General features: G+C 73.8%; 15 protein-coding genes. 11 read left to right on the forward strand and 4 right to left on the reverse strand.

Going from position 1 to position 16,642, the window contains the following annotated elements:
- Nucleotides 1–7: 7 nt before the first annotated feature.
- Nucleotides 8–1,243 (reverse strand): MFS transporter, encoded by a 1,236-nt coding sequence (locus tag OG871_RS29200; RefSeq protein WP_371500838.1) that lies wholly within the window; start codon nucleotides 1,241–1,243, stop codon nucleotides 8–10.
- A 396-nt stretch (nucleotides 1,244–1,639) separates the two neighbouring features.
- The gene (locus tag OG871_RS29205; protein WP_371500840.1) at nucleotides 1,640–2,401 is read right to left on the reverse strand and encodes a MerR family transcriptional regulator; all 762 of its coding nucleotides are present in this window, start codon (nucleotides 2,399–2,401) and stop codon (nucleotides 1,640–1,642) included.
- 193 nt (nucleotides 2,402–2,594) lie between these two features.
- On the opposite strand from OG871_RS29205, the gene OG871_RS29210 reads away from it, so the two are divergent.
- The 6 genes from OG871_RS29210 (at nucleotide 2,595) to OG871_RS29235 (ending at nucleotide 10,126) form a co-directional block, all read left to right on the forward strand.
- Nucleotides 2,595–4,133, forward strand: a complete 1,539-nt coding sequence (locus OG871_RS29210) for a flavin-containing monooxygenase (protein ID WP_371500842.1) — start codon at nucleotides 2,595–2,597, stop codon at nucleotides 4,131–4,133.
- Nucleotides 4,134–4,138: 5 nt separating this feature from the next.
- Entirely contained in the window at nucleotides 4,139–5,065 is a 927-nt protein-coding gene (locus tag OG871_RS29215; RefSeq protein ID WP_371503463.1) for an alpha/beta fold hydrolase, read from the forward strand.
- Complete coding sequence (locus OG871_RS29220; RefSeq protein WP_371500843.1) at nucleotides 5,062–5,943, forward strand: SDR family oxidoreductase; 882 nt, start codon at nucleotides 5,062–5,064, stop codon at nucleotides 5,941–5,943. Before OG871_RS29215 ends, OG871_RS29220 begins: the two co-directional genes overlap by 4 nt.
- A gap of 322 nt (nucleotides 5,944–6,265) precedes the next feature.
- Complete coding sequence (locus tag OG871_RS29225; protein ID WP_371500845.1) at nucleotides 6,266–7,273, forward strand: zinc metalloprotease; 1,008 nt, start codon at nucleotides 6,266–6,268, stop codon at nucleotides 7,271–7,273.
- 109 nt (nucleotides 7,274–7,382) lie between these two features.
- Nucleotides 7,383–8,156, forward strand: coding sequence for an SDR family NAD(P)-dependent oxidoreductase (locus OG871_RS29230; RefSeq protein WP_371500846.1), 774 nt, complete (start codon nucleotides 7,383–7,385; stop codon nucleotides 8,154–8,156).
- A gap of 164 nt (nucleotides 8,157–8,320) precedes the next feature.
- On the forward strand, nucleotides 8,321–10,126 hold the full coding sequence (locus tag OG871_RS29235; protein ID WP_371500848.1) for an ABC transporter ATP-binding protein: 1,806 nt from the start codon (nucleotides 8,321–8,323) through the stop codon (nucleotides 10,124–10,126).
- A 144-nt stretch (nucleotides 10,127–10,270) separates the two neighbouring features.
- Here the strand turns inward: OG871_RS29235 and OG871_RS29240 are convergent, their stop codons facing one another.
- A complete protein-coding gene (locus tag OG871_RS29240; protein WP_371500850.1) occupies nucleotides 10,271–10,942 on the reverse strand; it encodes a lysophospholipid acyltransferase family protein in 672 nt (223 codons plus the stop codon).
- Nucleotides 10,943–11,300: 358 nt separating this feature from the next.
- Here OG871_RS29240 and OG871_RS29245 point away from each other — a divergent pair, with 358 nt between their 5' ends.
- Nucleotides 11,301–11,678, forward strand: coding sequence for a hypothetical protein (locus OG871_RS29245; RefSeq protein ID WP_371500852.1), 378 nt, complete (start codon nucleotides 11,301–11,303; stop codon nucleotides 11,676–11,678).
- Here the strand turns inward: OG871_RS29245 and OG871_RS29250 are convergent.
- Entirely contained in the window at nucleotides 11,666–13,864 is a 2,199-nt protein-coding gene (locus tag OG871_RS29250; protein WP_371500854.1) for a CDP-glycerol glycerophosphotransferase family protein, read from the reverse strand. The two genes, OG871_RS29245 and OG871_RS29250, sit on opposite strands and share 13 nt — an antisense overlap.
- A 497-nt stretch (nucleotides 13,865–14,361) precedes the next feature.
- Between OG871_RS29250 and OG871_RS29255 the strand changes: the two genes are divergently transcribed.
- The 4 genes from OG871_RS29255 to OG871_RS29270 all read left to right on the forward strand — a co-directional run bounded on the left by OG871_RS29255 (nucleotide 14,362) and on the right by OG871_RS29270 (nucleotide 16,608).
- Nucleotides 14,362–15,270 carry a hypothetical protein gene (locus OG871_RS29255; protein WP_371500856.1) on the forward strand — a complete coding sequence of 303 codons (909 nt, stop codon included), beginning with the start codon at nucleotides 14,362–14,364 and terminating at the stop codon, nucleotides 15,268–15,270.
- A gap of 189 nt (nucleotides 15,271–15,459) precedes the next feature.
- Complete coding sequence (locus OG871_RS29260) at nucleotides 15,460–15,726, forward strand: hypothetical protein (protein WP_371500857.1); 267 nt, start codon at nucleotides 15,460–15,462, stop codon at nucleotides 15,724–15,726.
- A 143-nt stretch (nucleotides 15,727–15,869) separates the two neighbouring features.
- Nucleotides 15,870–16,292, forward strand: a complete 423-nt coding sequence (locus OG871_RS29265; protein WP_371500859.1) for a YjbQ family protein — start codon at nucleotides 15,870–15,872, stop codon at nucleotides 16,290–16,292.
- A gap of 94 nt (nucleotides 16,293–16,386) precedes the next feature.
- Nucleotides 16,387–16,608, forward strand: a complete 222-nt coding sequence (locus OG871_RS29270; RefSeq protein ID WP_371500861.1) for a hypothetical protein — start codon at nucleotides 16,387–16,389, stop codon at nucleotides 16,606–16,608.
- The last annotated feature ends 34 nt before the right edge of the window (nucleotides 16,609–16,642 follow it).

The following is a 16,642-nucleotide window of genomic DNA, read 5'->3' on the forward strand; positions in this document are numbered from 1 at the left end:
CGTCCGTTCAGCGCCCGGTCGCGACCCTGGGCGGGATCCTCGTCGCCGGGTGGTCGCGGCGGCGGTAGCGGGCCTCGGTGGCGGTGGTGAGCGCGAGCAGCGCGGCTGCGGCCGCGGCCGCGCAGGTGACCAGGAACGGCGCGGCCGGGCCGTGCAGGTCGGCGAGCCGGCCGGCCAGGACGGTGCCGGCGGACTGGGCCAGGGTGATGCTGCTGACCAGGGCGGCCATCGCCTCGCCCAGGCGGTCGGCGGGGACGGCGCGTTCGGTGAGACCGAACATCGTGATCATCTGCGGGGCGACGGCGACGCCGAGGCAGCCGATGCCGACGGCGAGTGCGCTCAGGGTGCCGGCGCCGGGCAGCAGCAGGGAGGAGGAGAGCAGCAGGACCGTGCCGGCCTTCAGCCGCAGCGGCAGCCCGAACCGCGCGGACAGCGCCGCGGTGGCCACCCCGGCGAAGGAGCTGGTGAGGCCGAGCAGCCCGTAGAGCAGGCCTGCCGCGCCGGGGTGGCCGAGGTGCTCGGTGGTCGCGGTGACGCCGACCTGGACGGATCCGAAGCAGACCCCGAGCAGCGCCATGCCGCCCAGCAGCAGGACGAAGGGGGTGGTCGACAGGGCCTCGCGGGAGCGCGGTGAGCGGCCGGCGGTTCCGGCCGGGGCGGTGCGGTGGCGGGCGAACAGCGTCCCGCAGACGCCGACCAGGGCGGCGGCGAGCAGCAGCCCGGCGGCCGGGTCGAGCAGCGTCGCGAGGATGCCGACCACGGCCGGCCCCGCCGTGAAGCTGATCTCGTCCATGATGCCGTCCAGCGAGATCGCCGCGGCGGCGGACTCCCGGTCGCCGTCGGCGAGCCGGACCCACCGGCTGCGCGAGAGCGGGCCGACCAGGGGGACGGACAGGCCGATCAGGGCGGCGGGCGCGAGCTGCGCCGGCAGCGGGAGGTCGAGTTCGGAGGCCGCGACCAGGGCCAGGATCGCCAGGGCGTTGACGGCCGCGGCGACCAGCCCGACCACCCGCTGGCCGCGCCGGTCGGCGAGCCGCCCGACCAGCGGTCCGGCCACGGCCTGGGACACCGCGAGTGCGCTGGTGACGGCCGAACCCCGCCACACGCTGCCGGAGTTGTGGCTGACCAGGAGCAGACTGCCGATCGGGCACATCGCGTTGGGCAGCCGGCCGAGCAGGGACCAGAGCAGGACGCTGCGGCCGGTCAGCCGCACGGCGGCCTTGAAACGTGTGACAGCGGCCATCAGCCGCCACCCCCCGGGGCGGGGCCGCGTCGGGGTGCCCGCCTCCCGTCCGTCGGCCCTGGCTGGTCTGACAGCGTGCGGGTGAGCCTCGACCGTACGGGTGGGCCGGGCGGGCCGGTAAGGGGCGGATCGCCCAGCGGGCCGGGGCCGGCGGGTACGGGGGAGTTGGAGGAGCCACCAAGGGGGCCTGGGTGAAACGCCGACGGCCCCGCCCGCCCGATGGACCGTCACCGGGTGGGCGGGGCCGTGGCTTCGCCGGTGCCCGCGAGACCCCTCGCGCGGACACCGAAGTCGATGGTCCGGGGCCCGCGCGTCGAGGCGCGAGCCACAGCCGGTGAAGCTTAGGCAACCCTAACTTGATTGGGTGTCACCGGCAAGTGTCCGGCCGGTGCCGGTTCAGTGCCGGCCCAGCCGCTCGTACTCCGCCTGGACCCGGCGGTCCATCGCCAGGGCGAACTGGGTGTCGGCCACCGCCCGGGCCAGCGGCCTGATCCGCAGGATCCGGTCGCGCAGCCGGCCCGCCTCGGCGGGCGTCAGCCGGTCCACCTCGTCGAGCGGGGGGAGCAGCTGGTCGGCGATCAGCGAGATGAAGGACTCCGCGATGGCGTCGGCGTGCTCCTGGGCCGTGCGGCTGGCGGCCAGTACGGCGCCGAGCGGTACGCCCTCGTCGACCAGGGCGATGGTGGCGTCCATGAGCCGCCGGCTGATGTGGGTGATGCCGTCGTCCTCGACGGTGATGTAGCCCTGGGCGATCGACTCGGCGGTGTTCTCCTCGGTCAGCTGGTCGCCGAAGGCGGCCTGCAGCTCCGCCCAGTCGAGGTGCACCGGGGTCTCGTCCGACCAGGGGGCGACGATCGCGTCCTGCAGGCCGATCAGCTCCGCGACGTCGCGTCCGCGCTCGCCGGCGCCGATCAGCTCGGCGATGCCGCCGAGGGCGTGGCCGCGCTCCAGCAGTTCGGCGACCACCCGCAGCCGGGCCAGGTGCTCCTCGCCGTACCAGGCGATCCGGCCCTCCTTGCGGGGTGGCTGGAGCAGCTTGCGCTCGCGGTAGAAGCGCAGCGTGCGCACGGTGATCCCGGCGGCCTCGGCCAGTTCCTCGACCCGGTACCGGCGCGCGGCCGTGCCGTCCCCCTGCTTGATCTCCTCGGTCTCAGCCACGCGGCCAGCATAGGGCGGGGCGGCGGCGAACCGATGTGGTCCGGCTTCTTCCGGGAACTGCCGGCAGGGGCTACCCTGCCAATCGTGCCAGTGATTACTGGCAAGGTTTTAATGGGTCGTGCACACCTCCCGTGCACACCTGTCGTGCACACCCGTCTTGCACCCCCACACCTCGCCGCAGGAGGTCCGCCGCATGGTTCCCCGCAGCAAGCAGCCCGCCGCCCCGCCCCCCGCCGGGACCCCGCACGTCAGGGTCGCCGTGATCGGCTCGGGCTTCGGCGGCCTCGGGGCCGGGGTCCGGCTGCGCCGGGCCGGTGTCACCGACTTCGTCATCCTCGAACGCGCCTCCTCGGTCGGCGGCACCTGGCGCGACAACAGCTACCCCGGCTGCGCCTGTGACGTCCCCTCGCACCTCTACTCCTTCTCCTTCGCGCCCAACCCCGAGTGGCCGCGCAGCTTCTCCGGCCAGCCGGACATCCGCGCCTACCTGGAGAAGGTCGCCGACACCTTCGGCCTGCGCCCGCACCTGCGCTTCGACACCGAGGTGCTGGAACTGCGCTGGGAGGAGGACGCGACCCGCTGGCGGATCCGCACCGGCAGGGGCGAGTGGACCGCCGACGCCGTGGTCTCCGCGGCCGGACCGCTCGCCGACCCGCAGATCCCCGACCTGCCGGGTCTCGCGGACTTCCCCGGCAAGGTCTTCCACTCCTCGCGCTGGGACCACGACTACGACCTGACCGGCAAACGCGTCGCGATGGTCGGCACCGGCGCCTCGGCGGCCCAGATCATCCCGGCGATCCAGCCCAGGGTCGGCAGGCTCACCGTCTTCCAGCGCACCCCCGGCTGGGTCCTGCCGCGTGCCGACCGGGAGATCTCGGCCGTCGAGAAGTGGCTGCACACCCGTGTCCCGCCGACCGGCACGCTGCGCCGCGCCACCCTGTTCGCGCTGCGCGAGCTCCAGGTGGACGCCTTCGTCCGCCGCCCCGGCGCCCTGCGGCTGGTCCAGCAGCTGGCCGAGCGGCACATCGCCCGCAGCATCCCCGACCCGGCGCTGCGCGCCAAGCTCACCCCGGACTACCGGATCGGCTGCAAGCGGATCCTGCTCAGCAACACCTACTACCCGGCGCTCGCCGCCCCCAACGCCGAGGTGGTCGCCGCCGGCCTGCGGGAGGTGCGCGGCTCGACCCTGGTCGCTGCGGACGGCAGCGAGCACGAGGTGGACGCGGTGGTCTTCGGCACCGGCTTCCACGTCACCGACATGCCGATCGCCCAGCGGGTCTTCGGTATCGGAGGCCGCGCGCTGGCCGAGGAGTGGAAGGACGGCATGGAGGCGCTGCGCGGCTCCACCGTGCACGGGTTCCCCAACCTGTTCTTCGTGATCGGCCCCAACACCGGTCTGGGCAACAACTCGATGATCCTGATGATCGAGTCCCAGCTGAACTACCTGATCGACGCGCTGGCCGCGCTGGACGCCGTCGGCGCCGCCGCCCTGCAGCCCACCGTCCGGGCGCAGCGGCACTGGAACCTCGAACTCCAGCACCGGATGGGCCGGACGGTCTGGAGCACCGGCGGCTGCAAGAGCTGGTACCTGGACGCCTCGGGCCGCAACACCGTGCTCTGGCCCGGTTCCACCAGTTCCTTCCGCCGCGCCACCCGGCGGGTCGACCTCGCCGAGTACGAGCTGATCAAGCGGGCCGTCGCGGCCCCGGCCGCCGAGGAGGTCCCCGCGTGAGCGGTATGGCGAAGACCCTCGACCCGCACGTGCTGCCCGCGCCCGTGGAGACCCGCCGGGTCCGTTCGGCCGACGGCACCCGGCTGCACGTCGAGGTGTTCGGTCCGGACGGCGCGCCGACCGTGGTACTGGCCCACGGCTGGACCTGCGCCGTGCCGTTCTGGGCGCCGGTGATCCACCGGCTGGCCGCCGACCACCGGGTGGTCGCCTACGACCAGCGCGGCCACGGTGGCAGCGACCGGCCCGCGAGCCCGGCCGGCTTCTCGACCGCCAAGCTGGCCGACGACCTGGAGGCCGTGCTCACCGCGCTGCTCCCGGCCGGCGAGCGGGCCGTGCTGGCCGGCCACAGCATGGGCGGTATGACCGTGATGGCCGCCGCCGACCGCCCGCAGGTGACCGCCCGCACCAGCGGCGCGGTGCTGATCAGCACCGGTCCGAGCGATCTGCTGGCCGAGCTCAGGGTGGTGCCCGACGCGGTCCGCTCGGTGCGGCTGCGCCGCTTCCTGCACCGGCTGATCCTGGAGTCCCGGCTGCCGCTCGGGCCGGTCAACGCGGTCAGCCGGGCGCTGCTCAAGTACGCCACGATGGGGCCCGCCACGCCCGCCGACCAGGTCGAGGCCTGCGCCCGGGTGGTGCACACCTGCCCGACCGGCACCCGGTACGGCTGGTCGCAGGTGCTGCGGACGGTCGAGCTGAACGCCGCCCTGGCCGCCCTGGCGGTGCCGACCGCGGTGGTCGTCGGTACCCACGACCGGCTCACCCCGCCGGTGCACGCCCGCCGTATTCTCGCCGCGCTGCCCTCGCCGCAGGGCCTGCTGGAGCTGCCCGGTGTCGGGCACATGGCTCCGGTCGAGCGCCCGGCCGAGGTGGCCGGTGAGATCCGGCGCATCGTCAACCTCGTTTCCGCAGACCAGAGGAGTGATGTCGGATGAGCCCGTCGATCGCAGGTCAGGTGGTCGTGGTGACCGGCGCGGCCCGTGGTGTCGGGGCGCTGACGGCCCGCAGGCTGGCGCAGCGCGGGGCCAGGGTCGCGCTGGTCGGCCTGGAGCCGGCGGAGCTGAAGGCGGTCGCCGCACAGTGCGGACCCGAGGCCTCGTCCTGGGAGGCGGACGTCACGGACCTGGAGGCGCTGAGCGCCACCGCGCGGGCCGTGAAGGACCGTTACGGGCGGATCGACACCGTGGTGGCCAACGCGGGCATCGCGATCGGCGGGCCGCTGCTGGACAGCGACCACCGGGCGTTCAGCCGGGTCATCGAGGTCAACCTGCTCGGCAGCGTGGTCACCGCCCGGGCCTTCCTGCCCGCGCTGGTCGAGAGCCGCGGCTACCTGCTGCAGATCGCCTCGCTGGCCGCGATCACCCCCGCGCCGCTGATGGCGGCGTACTGCGCGAGCAAGGCGGGGGTCGAGGCGTTCGCCCACTCGCTGCGCGCGGAGGTCGCCTATCAGGGAGTCAAGGTGGGTGTCGGCTACCTGAGTTGGACCGACACCGACATGGTCCGCGGGGCGGACCAGGACACCGTGCTGCGGCAGATGCGGGCCCGGCTGCCGTGGCCGGCCAACAAGACCTACCCGCTCGGCCCGGCCGTGGACCGGCTGGTGGCCGGGATCGAGCGGCGCTCCGCGCACGTCTACGCCCAGGCGTGGCTGCGCGGGATGCAGCCGGTGCGGTGGCTGCTGCCGAGCCTGATCGCGGCCGTGGGCGCACGTGATGTCGCGAAGCTCGCACCGGAGTTGAAGGCCACCGCGGGGGACCGGCTGCGTCCGGTCGGGGCCGGCGGCGAGGCGGATTCGGCCGTGCGCCAGGGCTGACGCGCCACCGCCCGACCGGGGCGCCGGGGTCACCCCCGGTGCCCCGTGTGCTGGGCCGCCGCCCGCCCGGGTGCGACCGGGGGTGTGCGGCCCCGGAGCGGCAGGGGGCGGTTTTCAGCCATGTAGGCGGTGTTCCGGTGAGGTGTCCCGGATGTAAAGCCTCCATCTGGAGAGCCCCAAACTCCGTTAAACATGCGGTACTTGGGTCATTTGTCCGGACAATTTCGCGGCCGGAACGGACCTGACGCGTACACGGCGGCAGTGCTTAACCTCTGCTCGGCGGCCCCAATCCGCCACCCCCCACACCCCCACGGGAGAGCAGATGTCTCGTCCTGCCCGTTCCGCTGCCCGCATCGCGAACCGGATCCTCAGCGTCACCGCGCTGGCCGGCGCGCTCAGCGTCACCCAGTTCGCGGCCCCCACCGCGTTCTCGACGCTCGCCGCCGCCCCGGCGGCCGCCCAGACCCAGTGCGTGGACGGCCAGGCCGCCCCGGCCGCCGACGCCGCCGCGCGCCAGGCCGAGGGCTCCACCGCGCACGACCCCAACTCGCTGACGGCCGCACAGGTCAAGGCGATGGACGCGGACCTCAAGTCCACCGTCGAGCAGCTGCGCCGCTCGTCCGACTCCCGCAGCCTGGTGGACGGCGGTCTCGCCGCGACCACCATCCCGGTCTACTTCCACGTGATCCACAGCGGCACCACCGGCAAGCTGAGCGCGAGTGCGATCAGCAGTCAGATCGCCGTCCTCAACGCGGCGTACGGGGGTCAGGGGTCGGGCAACACCGCGACCCCGTTCAAGTTCCAGCTGGTCGCCACCGACTACACCGACAAGGCGGCCTGGTACAACGGCATCACCGACGGCACCAGCGCCGAGCGGTCGATGAAGACCGCGCTGCACAAGGGCGGTGCCAACGCCCTCAACCTGTACACCGCCAACCTCGGTGACAGCCTGCTCGGCTGGGCGACCTTCCCGAGCTCCTACCGGTCGCAGCCGACCATGGACGGCGTGGTCATCCTGGACGCCTCGCTGCCCGGCGGCTCGGCGGCCAACTACAACCAGGGCGACACCGCCACCCACGAGGTCGGGCACTGGCTCGGGCTCTACCACACCTTCCAGGGCGGCTGCAGCGGCAGCGGCGACTCCGTCAGCGACACCCCGGCGGAGGCCAGTGCGGCCTTCGAGTGCCCGACCGGCCGGAACACCTGCTCCTCGACGGGCGTCGACCCGATCCACAACTTCATGGACTACACCTACGACTCCTGCATGACCCAGTTCACCCCGGGCCAGGTCACCCGGATGACCAACTCCTGGGCCTCCTACCGCGCCTGATCCGCGCGGGCCACCGACCGTCCGTACCGGGCCGCCTGGCGGGGCCCGGTACGGACGCGTGCCGGCGGCGCCGGTGCGCACCCGGCCTACCAGCCAGTACGGTCTGTCCATGACCACAGCTCTCATCACCGGCGCCACCGCCGGCATCGGCGCCGCCTTCGCCCGCCGCCTGGCCAAGGACGGCCGGGACCTCGTCCTGGTCGCCCGGGACGCCGGGCGGCTGGCGGCGACGGCCGAGGAACTCGCCAAGAAGTACGGCGTCCAGGTCGAGACACTCCGGGCCGACCTGGCCACCGACGAGGGGATCGGCGCGGTCGAGGACCGGCTGCGCGACGGCGAGCGGCCCGTCGACATCCTGATCAACAACGCCGGCTTCGGGAACCGCGGCGCCTACCTCACCGTCCCGCTCCAGCAGGAGCTGGACATGCTCAAGGTGCACGTCGAGGCGATCCTGCGGACGACCGGTGCCGCACTGCCCGGCATGCGGGAGCGCGGGCGCGGCGGCATCGTCAACGTCGCCTCGGTGGCCGCCTTCCTGCCGCGCGGCACGTACGGGGCGAGCAAGGCCTGGGTGGTGAGCTTCACCCAGGGCGTCGCGCGCGACCTGGGCGGCAGTGGCGTGCGGCTGCAGGCCCTGTGCCCCGGCTTCACCCGGACCGAGTTCCACCAGCGCGCCGGGATGGGCACCTCCAACGTCCCGGCCTGGGGCTGGCTCTCCGCCGACCGCGTGGTGGACGAGTCGCTGCGCGACCTCGCCCGCGGCCGCTCGGTCTCCGTCCCCGGCAAGCGCTACAAGGCGATCGTGGCGCTGGCCCGGCTGCTGCCCAGCGGCAAGCTCGGCGGGGTCTCCTCCAAGGCGGCCCGCACCTACCGTACGGACTGACCGCCGCGGTCGTACCTCGCCGCAGCGGCCGCAGCGGCCGCACGTCGGCGCGGGCCCGGGCGCGCGGAGCCAGGAATACTGTGAGGCTCATTATTAGTTTGCCTAATCATGAGCCAGGCTCGGTATGCTGGTTCCCCGCCCACCCGCGCCGATGGAGGCTGCCCTTGCGACCCGACCGGAACGACTGGACCCCACCCGAACGCCCCAAGGGCGAACCGCCGCCGCCCGCCGAGCTGCGCCGCATCGCCACGCTGTTCCGCCCGTACGCCGGCCGCCTCGCCGTCGTCGGCCTGCTGGTCGCGGCCTCCGCGGTGGTCTCGGTGACCACGCCGTTCCTGCTGCGTGCCGTCCTGGACACCGCGATCCCGCAGGGCCGCACCGGCCTGCTCAGCCTGCTGGTGCTCGGCATGATCGCCGCCGCCGTGGTGAACAGCGTCTTCAACGTGCTGCAGACGCTGATCTCCACCACGGTCGGCCAGCGCGTCATGCACGACCTGCGCACCGCCGTCTACAGCCACCTCCAGCGGATGTCGCTGGCGTTCTTCACCCGCACCCGCACCGGCGAGGTGCAGTCCCGGATCGCCAACGACATCGGCGGCATGCAGTCCACCGTCACCTCCACCGCCACCTCGCTGGTGTCCAACCTGACCAGTGTGGTCGCCAGCGTGGTTGCCATGGTCGCCCTCGACTGGCGGCTGACGGTGGTCTCGCTGCTGCTGCTGCCGCTGTTCGTCTGGATCAGCCGGCGGGTGGGCAACGAGCGCAAGAAGATCACCACCGAGCGGCAGAAGCAGCTGGCGGCGATGAGCTCGGCCGTACAGGAGTCGCTCTCGGTCAGCGGGATCCTGCTGGGCCGCACCATGGGCCGCTCCGGCTCGCTGTCCCGGGAGTTCACCCGGCAGTCCGACGAGCTCGCCGACCTGGAGGTGCGCTCCAGCATGGCCGGGCGCTGGCGGATGTCCACCATCGGCGTGGTGATGGCGGCGATGCCGGCGCTCATCTACTGGGCCGCCGGACTGACCGCCGCCGGGGGCGCCCCGATCGTCTCGATCGGCACCCTGGTCGCGTTCGTCTCGCTCCAGCAGGGCCTGTTCCGTCCGACCGTCAGCCTGCTCTCCACCGGCGTCCAGGTGCAGACCTCGCTGGCCCTGTTCCAGCGCATCTTCGAGTACCTCGACCTGCCGGTCGAGATCGCCGAGCCCGCCCACCCGGTCCGCCCGGCCGCGGTCCGCGGCGACGTGGCCTTCGACGGCGTGGAGTTCCGCTACCACCCGGACCAGGAGCGGCCCACCCTGTCCGGCATCGACCTGAAGATCCCGGCCGGCGGGTCGCTCGCCGTGGTCGGCGAGACCGGGTCCGGCAAGACCACCCTCAGCTACCTGGTGCCCAGGCTCTACGACGTCACCGGGGGCCGGGTCACCATCGACGGCACGGACGTACGGGAGCTGTCCTTCGAGAGCCTGGCCGACGCCGTCGGCGTGGTGTCCCAGGAGACCTACCTCTTCCACGCCTCGGTCGCCGACAACCTGCGGTTCGCCAAGCCCGCCGCCACCGACGGGGAACTGGTCGCCGCCGCCCGCGCCGCCCAGGTCCACGACATGATCACGGCGCTGCCGGACGGCTACGACACTCTGGTCGGCGAGCGCGGCTACCGCTTCTCCGGCGGCGAGAAGCAGCGCCTCGCGATCGCCCGCACCATCCTGCGCAACCCGCCGGTGCTGATCCTGGACGAGGCGACCAGCGCCCTGGACAACCGGACCGAGCTCGCCGTCCAGCAGGCCATCGACGCGCTGGCCGCCGGGCGTACCACGATCACCATCGCGCACCGGCTGTCCACCGTCCGCGGGGCCGACCAGATCGCGGTGCTCGACCACGGCCGGATCGCCGAGCTCGGCACCCACGAGGAGCTGCTCGCCCTCGGCGGGCGCTACGCCGCGCTGCTCAGGCGCGAGCACCCGGTGTCAGTCTGAGGCCGGGCCGGCCCCGGCCCGGCGGGCCGACGTCCGGGTGGACGTGCCGGCGCAGGCCTCGCACCACTCGGTGCCCGCCACCGGCGCGGGGGAGATCGGCCGGCGGATGCGGGAGTTCCCGGCGGGCGAGGGCCCGACGGCGGCTCAGGCCGCCTTGGGGAGCTCGTTGTAGCTCTCGGCGGCCTCCTGGCCGGAGAGCTCCTGGATCGCGGCCATCACCTCGTCCGTCACCTGACGGCGGGCCTTGGCCGAGCGGGCCTGCCCGTGCAGCTCGGAGAAGTCCAGCGGCTTGCCGAAGCGGACCGTCACCTGGCGGACCCGGGGGATCCTGCGGCCGACCGGCAGGATGTCCTGCGGGCCCTCCAGCGCCACCGGCACGACCGGGACGCCCGCGGTCAGCGCCAGCCAGGCGACCCCGGTCTTCCCCCGGTAGAGCCGGCCGTCCAGCGAGCGGGTGCCCTCCGGGTAGATGCCGAAGGCCTTGCCGTCCTGGAGGATCTCCAGCGCCTGCTCCAGCGAGGCCGCCGCCGAGCGGTAGGTGCCGCGCTCGACCGGCACCGCGTTGATGACGCTGGTGAAGAAGGAGCGCACGATCGCGCCCTTGAGACCGGTGCCGGTGAAGTACTCGGCCTTGGCCAGGAAGAACACCTGGCGCGGCGCGGTCAGCGGGATGACCACGCTGTCGATGAACGACAGGTGGTTGCTGGCCAGGATCACCCCACCCTTGCGCGGCACGTTCTCCAGCCCCTCGATGACGGGCCGGTAGACCGACTTCGCCAGCGGCTTGAGCACGAGCTTGGTGATGAGGTTGATCATGGGCCCTCCCCGGCCGGCTGACTCATGGGCTCGGCCCGTGCGGAGCCGAGGTCAGCTGGCAGATTACGACACTGCCCCCCGGGCCCGTCCACTCCTTCCGGCCCGAAGTCCGGTGCGATTCCCGTCACGCCCCGCGCAGGCTCGGCCACGCGCGGACGACATCGGGGTCCGGCGGGGGCCCTCGGGCGGCCCGGCCGGGCACCGGATCCGGCGGAAGCCGGACCGGGCGACTTCCGACGGGTTAGCGTGTGAAGGCGGATCACCGGGTCGCGCCGAGCCGGGGCAGGCACGCCGGCCCGGACCGCGCGGGGCCGGGTCGCGCGCCGAGCCGAGACATGTCGAGCCCTGGGGGGCGGCCATGCCGATCAACACTGCCCTGGTCCCGGTCTTCACGGAGGAGGACCGGCACTCCGACACCGTGGTCCTCTACCAGCACGTCACCGGCACGGCCGCCGGCCCGACCCTGCGGATGCCGGCCACCGGTCTGAGCGCCACGGTGGTCGGGCCGGTGCTGGTACTGAGCGGGGCCGAGGAGGCGCTGGCCCCGACCCGGGCGGTCGGTGTGGTCTTCACCGTCGACTCGCTCGCCGGGACGACCGAACTCCTGCTCGCCCAGGGCGCCGAACTCGTCCGCGACCTGCCGGCCATGCCGCACGGCCGGGCCCGCCACCTGCGGCACCCCGACGGCCTGGTCGCCGAGTACCTGGAGCTCGCCCCGGGCGGTCAGCCCTCCTGAACCGGGAACACCCGGCGGACCACCCGCTCCGCCGCCCCGCCGTCGTCCCACGGGCAGAACCGCTTGCGGAACGCCGCCCGGGCGGCCGGCTCCGGGTCGCCGGCCAGCAGCGCCTCGGCGAGCCGGTCCTGGTCGCCGGCGATCGCTCCCGGCGGCTCGGCCATCAGGTCGAAGTAGACGCCGCGGTCCCGCCGGTACTCGGCCCAGTCCGGTGCGAAGATCACGATCGGGCGGTCCAGCACGGCGTAGTCGAACATCATCGAGGAGTAGTCGGTGACCAGGGCGTCCGAGGCCAGGAAGAGGTCCTCCACCACCGGGTGGTCGGAGACGTCCAGGACGCGGGCGTCCTGCGGACCGGCCGTCAGGTCGCCCGCCCCGCCGTCGTGGAAGTAGTGGGTGCGCACCAGCAGTGTGTAGGACGGGCCGAGCCGGTGCGCGAGCTCCTGCAGGTCCGCCAGCGGCACGTAGCCGCCCTGGGCCTCCCGGTGCGTCGGGGCGTACAGCACGGCGGTGCTGCCCGGCGCGATGCCGAGGCGCGTCCGCACCGCCGCGCACTCCTCGGGGGTGGCCAGCGCCAGCCGGTCGTTGCGCGGGTAGCCGGTGTCCAGCATCTCGTACCGGCCGGGGAAGGCCCGGGCGAAGTGCTCGCTGGTGTGCGGGTTGGAGGAGACCAGGTAGTCCCAGCGGGCGACGGCCTCGCGCAGCCGCTCGAAGTCCATCCCGTCCGCCGCGACCGGGAAGTTCTTCAGGTCCATGCCCATGGTCTTGAGCGGGGTGCCGTGCTGCGTCTGCAGGTGCACGGTGCCGGACCGCTTGGCCATGGTGTGCGGGAAGTTGACGTTGTTCACGAAGTACGTGGCGGTGGCCATCGCCCGCAGGTACGCCGGGGTGTTGACGATGACGTACGGGACGCCCGGCGGCAGCGCGGCGGCCCGCGCGCGGTCCTCCACCACCCACACCCCGCGGATCTGCGGGGCCAGCTCCTTGGCCTTCTCGTAGATCGCGGCCGGGTTGCAGGCGTAGCCGCGGTGCCAGTAGGCCGCGTACACGGCGAGGTTCCGGTCCAGCGGCAGGCGCCGGAAGGCGTTGTAGGCGGTGAACCGGGCACTGCCCCGCACGGCCTTGCGGACGGCCGGCGCCACCGCCCGGGTGCTCCGCTTCACCGTGCGCGGCAGCTGCCCGGTGCGCCGCAGCTCCGCGTACGAGCGGCGGGCGCCGCGGGCGACCAGCCGGTACTGCAGGCCGCGGACCCCGCCGGGGAAGCGGTAGCCGGCCGGGCGGTGCCGCTCGAAGTGGTCGGTGATCCGGCCGAAGAACTCCGCGCGCAGGTCGGTCGGGACCAGCCCGGGGGTGTCGTAGACGGTGACGGCCTGCTTGACGGTGCGTTCGAAGACCAGGGTGCGCAGCGGGGCGCCGATGCCGGGGTGCCGGTCCAGGAAGGCGAAGATCGCGTCGTACTGGGCGAAGGCGTCGGCGTGCTTGGGGGAGGCGGTGTTGGTGATCGCGCCCGGCCGCCCGCGCCGGTAGGCGTAGCAGGAGCGGTCCAGGTAGCGCAGCCGCTCGGCGGCGAGCAGGGCCGGGTAGGTGACCGAGATGTCCTCGTAGTAGCCGCGGCCGAACGCGACGTCCAGGCCGAGCAGGTACGCGCGGCGGAAGACCTTGTTCCAGACCGCCATCACGGCGGTGAGCAGGGCGGGATGCTCGGCCAGCGTGCAGCCGTCGGCCAGCGGGGGGCCGGAGAGCAGGTGGCGCCAGGGGTTGGGCTCGGTGCTGCCGTCCTGGTAGACGTGGGTGAAGTCGGTGAGCAGCACGTCGACGGGGCGGCCGCCGGCCTGCTCGGTCTCCTGCTCCCGGCGCAGCTCGGTCAGCACGGCGTCCAGGGTGCCCGGGGGCAGCCAGTCGTCGCTGTCGACGAACCAGACGTAGCGGCCGCTCGCCTCGGCGAGGCCGGCGGCGCGGGCACCGCCGAGGCCCTGGTTCTCGGCCAGGTGCAGGACCTGGAACCGCTCGTCCCGGGCCGCGTGGGCGTCCAGGATCCCGCCGCAGCCGTCGGGGGAGAGATCGTCGACCGCGATCACCTCGACCTCGCCGGGCCGGGCGTGCTCGGCGGTGAGCGAGTCGAGGCAGTGCGGCAGGTAGCGCTCGACCCCGTGGACCGGCAGGACGATGCTCAGGAGGGGGCTCACGCGTGGGTTCTCCGCGACGGTGCTGGACGGCTCTCGGCAGGTTCGCCGGTGCGGCCAACTCTAGCGAGCCGGGGCGCCGGGCCGATCACCGCGCAGGCGCGGGGTGCGGCGGCGCAGCGCGGAGGGGGAGGAGGGGTGAACACGCGACCGCCGGTGCCGCGCCGTGCGAGCGGCGGCACCGGCAGCCCGGTGTGGCGGTCCGGCCGACCCTCAACGGCCGACCGCCGGTCCGTCCACCGCGGGGGAGTCGAACCGTCGCAGCGTCGAGACGGCCAAGCAGTGACTCACTGCAGTGTCGGAAGATTATTCATATGTCGAACACACAAGCGACGAGCTCGGGGGAGCTGTCCGGTGATGCGGCCCTGGTAGAGATATTGCTTGGAGGTTTCGGCCGCGTCAATCCCTCCGCTGTGTTCAATTTCTGAATGATGTCCCAGGCATTGCCCTGGGTGTCCCCCGGCTCCTATATTGACGCGAAGTCTCATAAAGGAGCCCCGATGAGCCGGCCGACACCCTCCGCCAGGCCGGTCAGCCCCGCCCTGAGGCTCCTGGTGCTCGGCCCCCTCGCGGTGACCGCCGGCGGCGTCTTCCTCTCCCTCACCTTCTTCGGTGGATCCACCGACGGCCTCTTCGCCTGGCGGATGTCCCCGGTCACCGCCGCCCTGCTCGGCGCGGGCTACGGCGGCTCCTGCGTCATGCTCACCCTCGCCCTGCGGGCCCGGGCCTGGGAGAAGGTCAGGGTGGCCACCGCCGCGAGCGCGCTCTTCATGCTGCTGATGCTCGGCGCCAGCCTGCTCGGCCACCGCACCCTCCACCTCACCGGCGGCTCGCTCCCGGCCTTCGCCGCCGCCTGGGGCTGGCTCGGCGTCCACCTCGCCGCCCCGCTCGTCGGCCTGGTCGCGCTGGGCGCACAGTGGCGGGTCGCCGGCGCGAAGCCGCCCCGCGCGCCCCGCCTGCCCTGGTGGGTCGCCGCCCCGGTCCTCTCCAGCGGCCTCACCGTCACGGCCACCGGCCTCCTGCTGTACGCCCTGCCGGACGCCGCCGCCAGGCGCTGGCCGTGGGAGGTCCGGCCGCTGGACGTCCGGGTGCTCGGCGCCTGGTGCCTCGCCTTCGGCGTCGCCCTGCTGCTCGGCTGGTGGGAGGCCGAGCTGCGCCGGGTGCTGGGCGGCATGGCCGCGCTGGTCGTCACCGGCCTGCTCGGGCTGGTCGGCCTGCTCCGCAACGGCGGGCTGATCGACTGGTGCGGGCCGGGCGCCTGGCTGGTGGTCCTGCTGCTCGCCGCCTTCGCCGGGCTCGGGCTCTCGGGTGCCGGGGTCTCCTGGCTGATCGATCCACCGGAACAGGCGGACGGCCCCGAGGTCCAACTGCAGGAGAGCGCCGGGGTGCGCCCGGCGCGGCCCGCCTGACCCGACGCGGGCCGGGGGCGTGAATCCCGCTTTCGATGCCCACTCGTGACCCAGGCCACTCGTACCTGGTGATGTGTCAGTTCCTGCCGCACGATACGGTGGCAGCACACCAGGACGGTTGCGCGAACTCCGTCTCACACGGATAGTCTTCGCCTCACGGCCCTGGCGCCTCGTAGGGGTGGGAAACTGATGGAACACATGCAAGTGCGGACGCGGCCACGCGTGCCCGCGGTCCAGTGCGGTGTCGGCACGACCGGCCGCCGGATCGAGCGGCACCTCGCCGTGCTGGGCGCACCCGCGCTCCCGGCGGTGGACACCGCCGAAGCGCTCGGACTGATAAGGGAGCTGACGCCGCGCGGCGCCGGTACCCCGGCCACGCCTCGGCGGGCGGCCCGGGTGCGGCTGCTGACCCCGCTGCGCCGGCTCCGGCGGAGTCTGTTCGGCAGCCGGGGCTGAACCCGGCGGGCCGACGGCGCGGAGGCATGGCCGGGGACTGACGGCCATGCCTCGCTCAGTCATGTCCGGAGCCGGTCCGGCCGCCGTCGCCACGCCGGACGCGATGGTCCGGGGCCGGGCCGATGATCCGTCAGGATGGCGCCATGGCGGACAACTTCCACTCCATCGTCTTCGAGATCACCACCGGCTCCGACGAGGCGGCCGTCGACATCACCGAGCGCTGCGCGGCCTTCCTGGTCGGTGCCGCGGCCGGCCGCAGCGGCCTGCTCAACGTCTTCGTCCCGCACGCCACCGCAGGGGTCGCGGTGATCGAGACCGGCGCGGGCAGCGACCGCGACCTGCTCGCCACCCTGCGTGAGCTGCTGCCGGCCGACGACCGCTGGCGGCACCGGCACGGCAGCCCCGGCCACGGACGGGACCACGTCCTGCCCGGACTGGTCGCCCCGCACGCCACCCTCCCGGTGATCAACGGACAGCTCGCCCTCGGCATCTGGCAGTCGGTGGTGCTGGTCGACACCAACGGTGACAATCCCCGGCGCTCGGTCCGGCTCTCCTTCCTCGGCTGAGCCGTACGGTCCCCGGCCGGGCTCCGCGGTCGCCCGGCGTCCCGGCAGGCGGGCGGGGTTTGCGGCGGCCGGGTGCGGGGGGTAGGAAGACGGCATGACCGACCAGCCCGCACCCGCCGACGCCGCCCCGCTGTGCGAGCTCGCGCCCGCCGGCGACCCGACCCGGGGCCTGACGGCGCCGGCCGACCCGGCCGGGCCGCGCGCCGACTGCGTCCTGTGCGGGGAGCCCACCGAGTACCCGGCCGACCACCGGGGCAGCACCTACTGCCCGGTCTGCACCTGGCAGCAGGCCCAGCGGATCGCCTGCTCGGGCTGACCCGCCCGGTCCACGGCCGGCGGCGCGCGGGGAG

Origin of the sequence: Kitasatospora sp. NBC_00374, from assembly GCF_041434935.1 — a bacterium.
In the GTDB taxonomy this organism is placed as follows: domain Bacteria; phylum Actinomycetota; class Actinomycetes; order Streptomycetales; family Streptomycetaceae; genus Kitasatospora.

Excerpts from the sequence above, each read along its gene's own strand:
- OG871_RS29200 (WP_371500838.1), bottom strand. The coding sequence starts at position 1,243 with ATGGCCGCTGTCACACGTTTCAAGGCCGCCGTGCGGCTGACCGGCCGC.
- OG871_RS29210 (WP_371500842.1), top strand. The coding sequence starts at position 2,595 with ATGGTTCCCCGCAGCAAGCAGCCCGCCGCCCCGCCCCCCGCCGGGACC.
- OG871_RS29215 (WP_371503463.1), top strand. The coding sequence starts at position 4,139 with ATGGCGAAGACCCTCGACCCGCACGTGCTGCCCGCGCCCGTGGAGACC.
- OG871_RS29220 (WP_371500843.1), top strand. The coding sequence starts at position 5,062 with ATGAGCCCGTCGATCGCAGGTCAGGTGGTCGTGGTGACCGGCGCGGCC.
- OG871_RS29225 (WP_371500845.1), top strand. The coding sequence starts at position 6,266 with ATGTCTCGTCCTGCCCGTTCCGCTGCCCGCATCGCGAACCGGATCCTC.
- OG871_RS29230 (WP_371500846.1), top strand. The coding sequence starts at position 7,383 with ATGACCACAGCTCTCATCACCGGCGCCACCGCCGGCATCGGCGCCGCC.
- OG871_RS29240 (WP_371500850.1), bottom strand. The coding sequence starts at position 10,942 with ATGATCAACCTCATCACCAAGCTCGTGCTCAAGCCGCTGGCGAAGTCG.
- OG871_RS29245 (WP_371500852.1), top strand. The coding sequence starts at position 11,301 with ATGCCGATCAACACTGCCCTGGTCCCGGTCTTCACGGAGGAGGACCGG.
- OG871_RS29255 (WP_371500856.1), top strand. The coding sequence starts at position 14,362 with ATGAGCCGGCCGACACCCTCCGCCAGGCCGGTCAGCCCCGCCCTGAGG.
- OG871_RS29260 (WP_371500857.1), top strand. The coding sequence starts at position 15,460 with ATGGAACACATGCAAGTGCGGACGCGGCCACGCGTGCCCGCGGTCCAG.
- OG871_RS29265 (WP_371500859.1), top strand. The coding sequence starts at position 15,870 with ATGGCGGACAACTTCCACTCCATCGTCTTCGAGATCACCACCGGCTCC.
- OG871_RS29270 (WP_371500861.1), top strand. The coding sequence starts at position 16,387 with ATGACCGACCAGCCCGCACCCGCCGACGCCGCCCCGCTGTGCGAGCTC.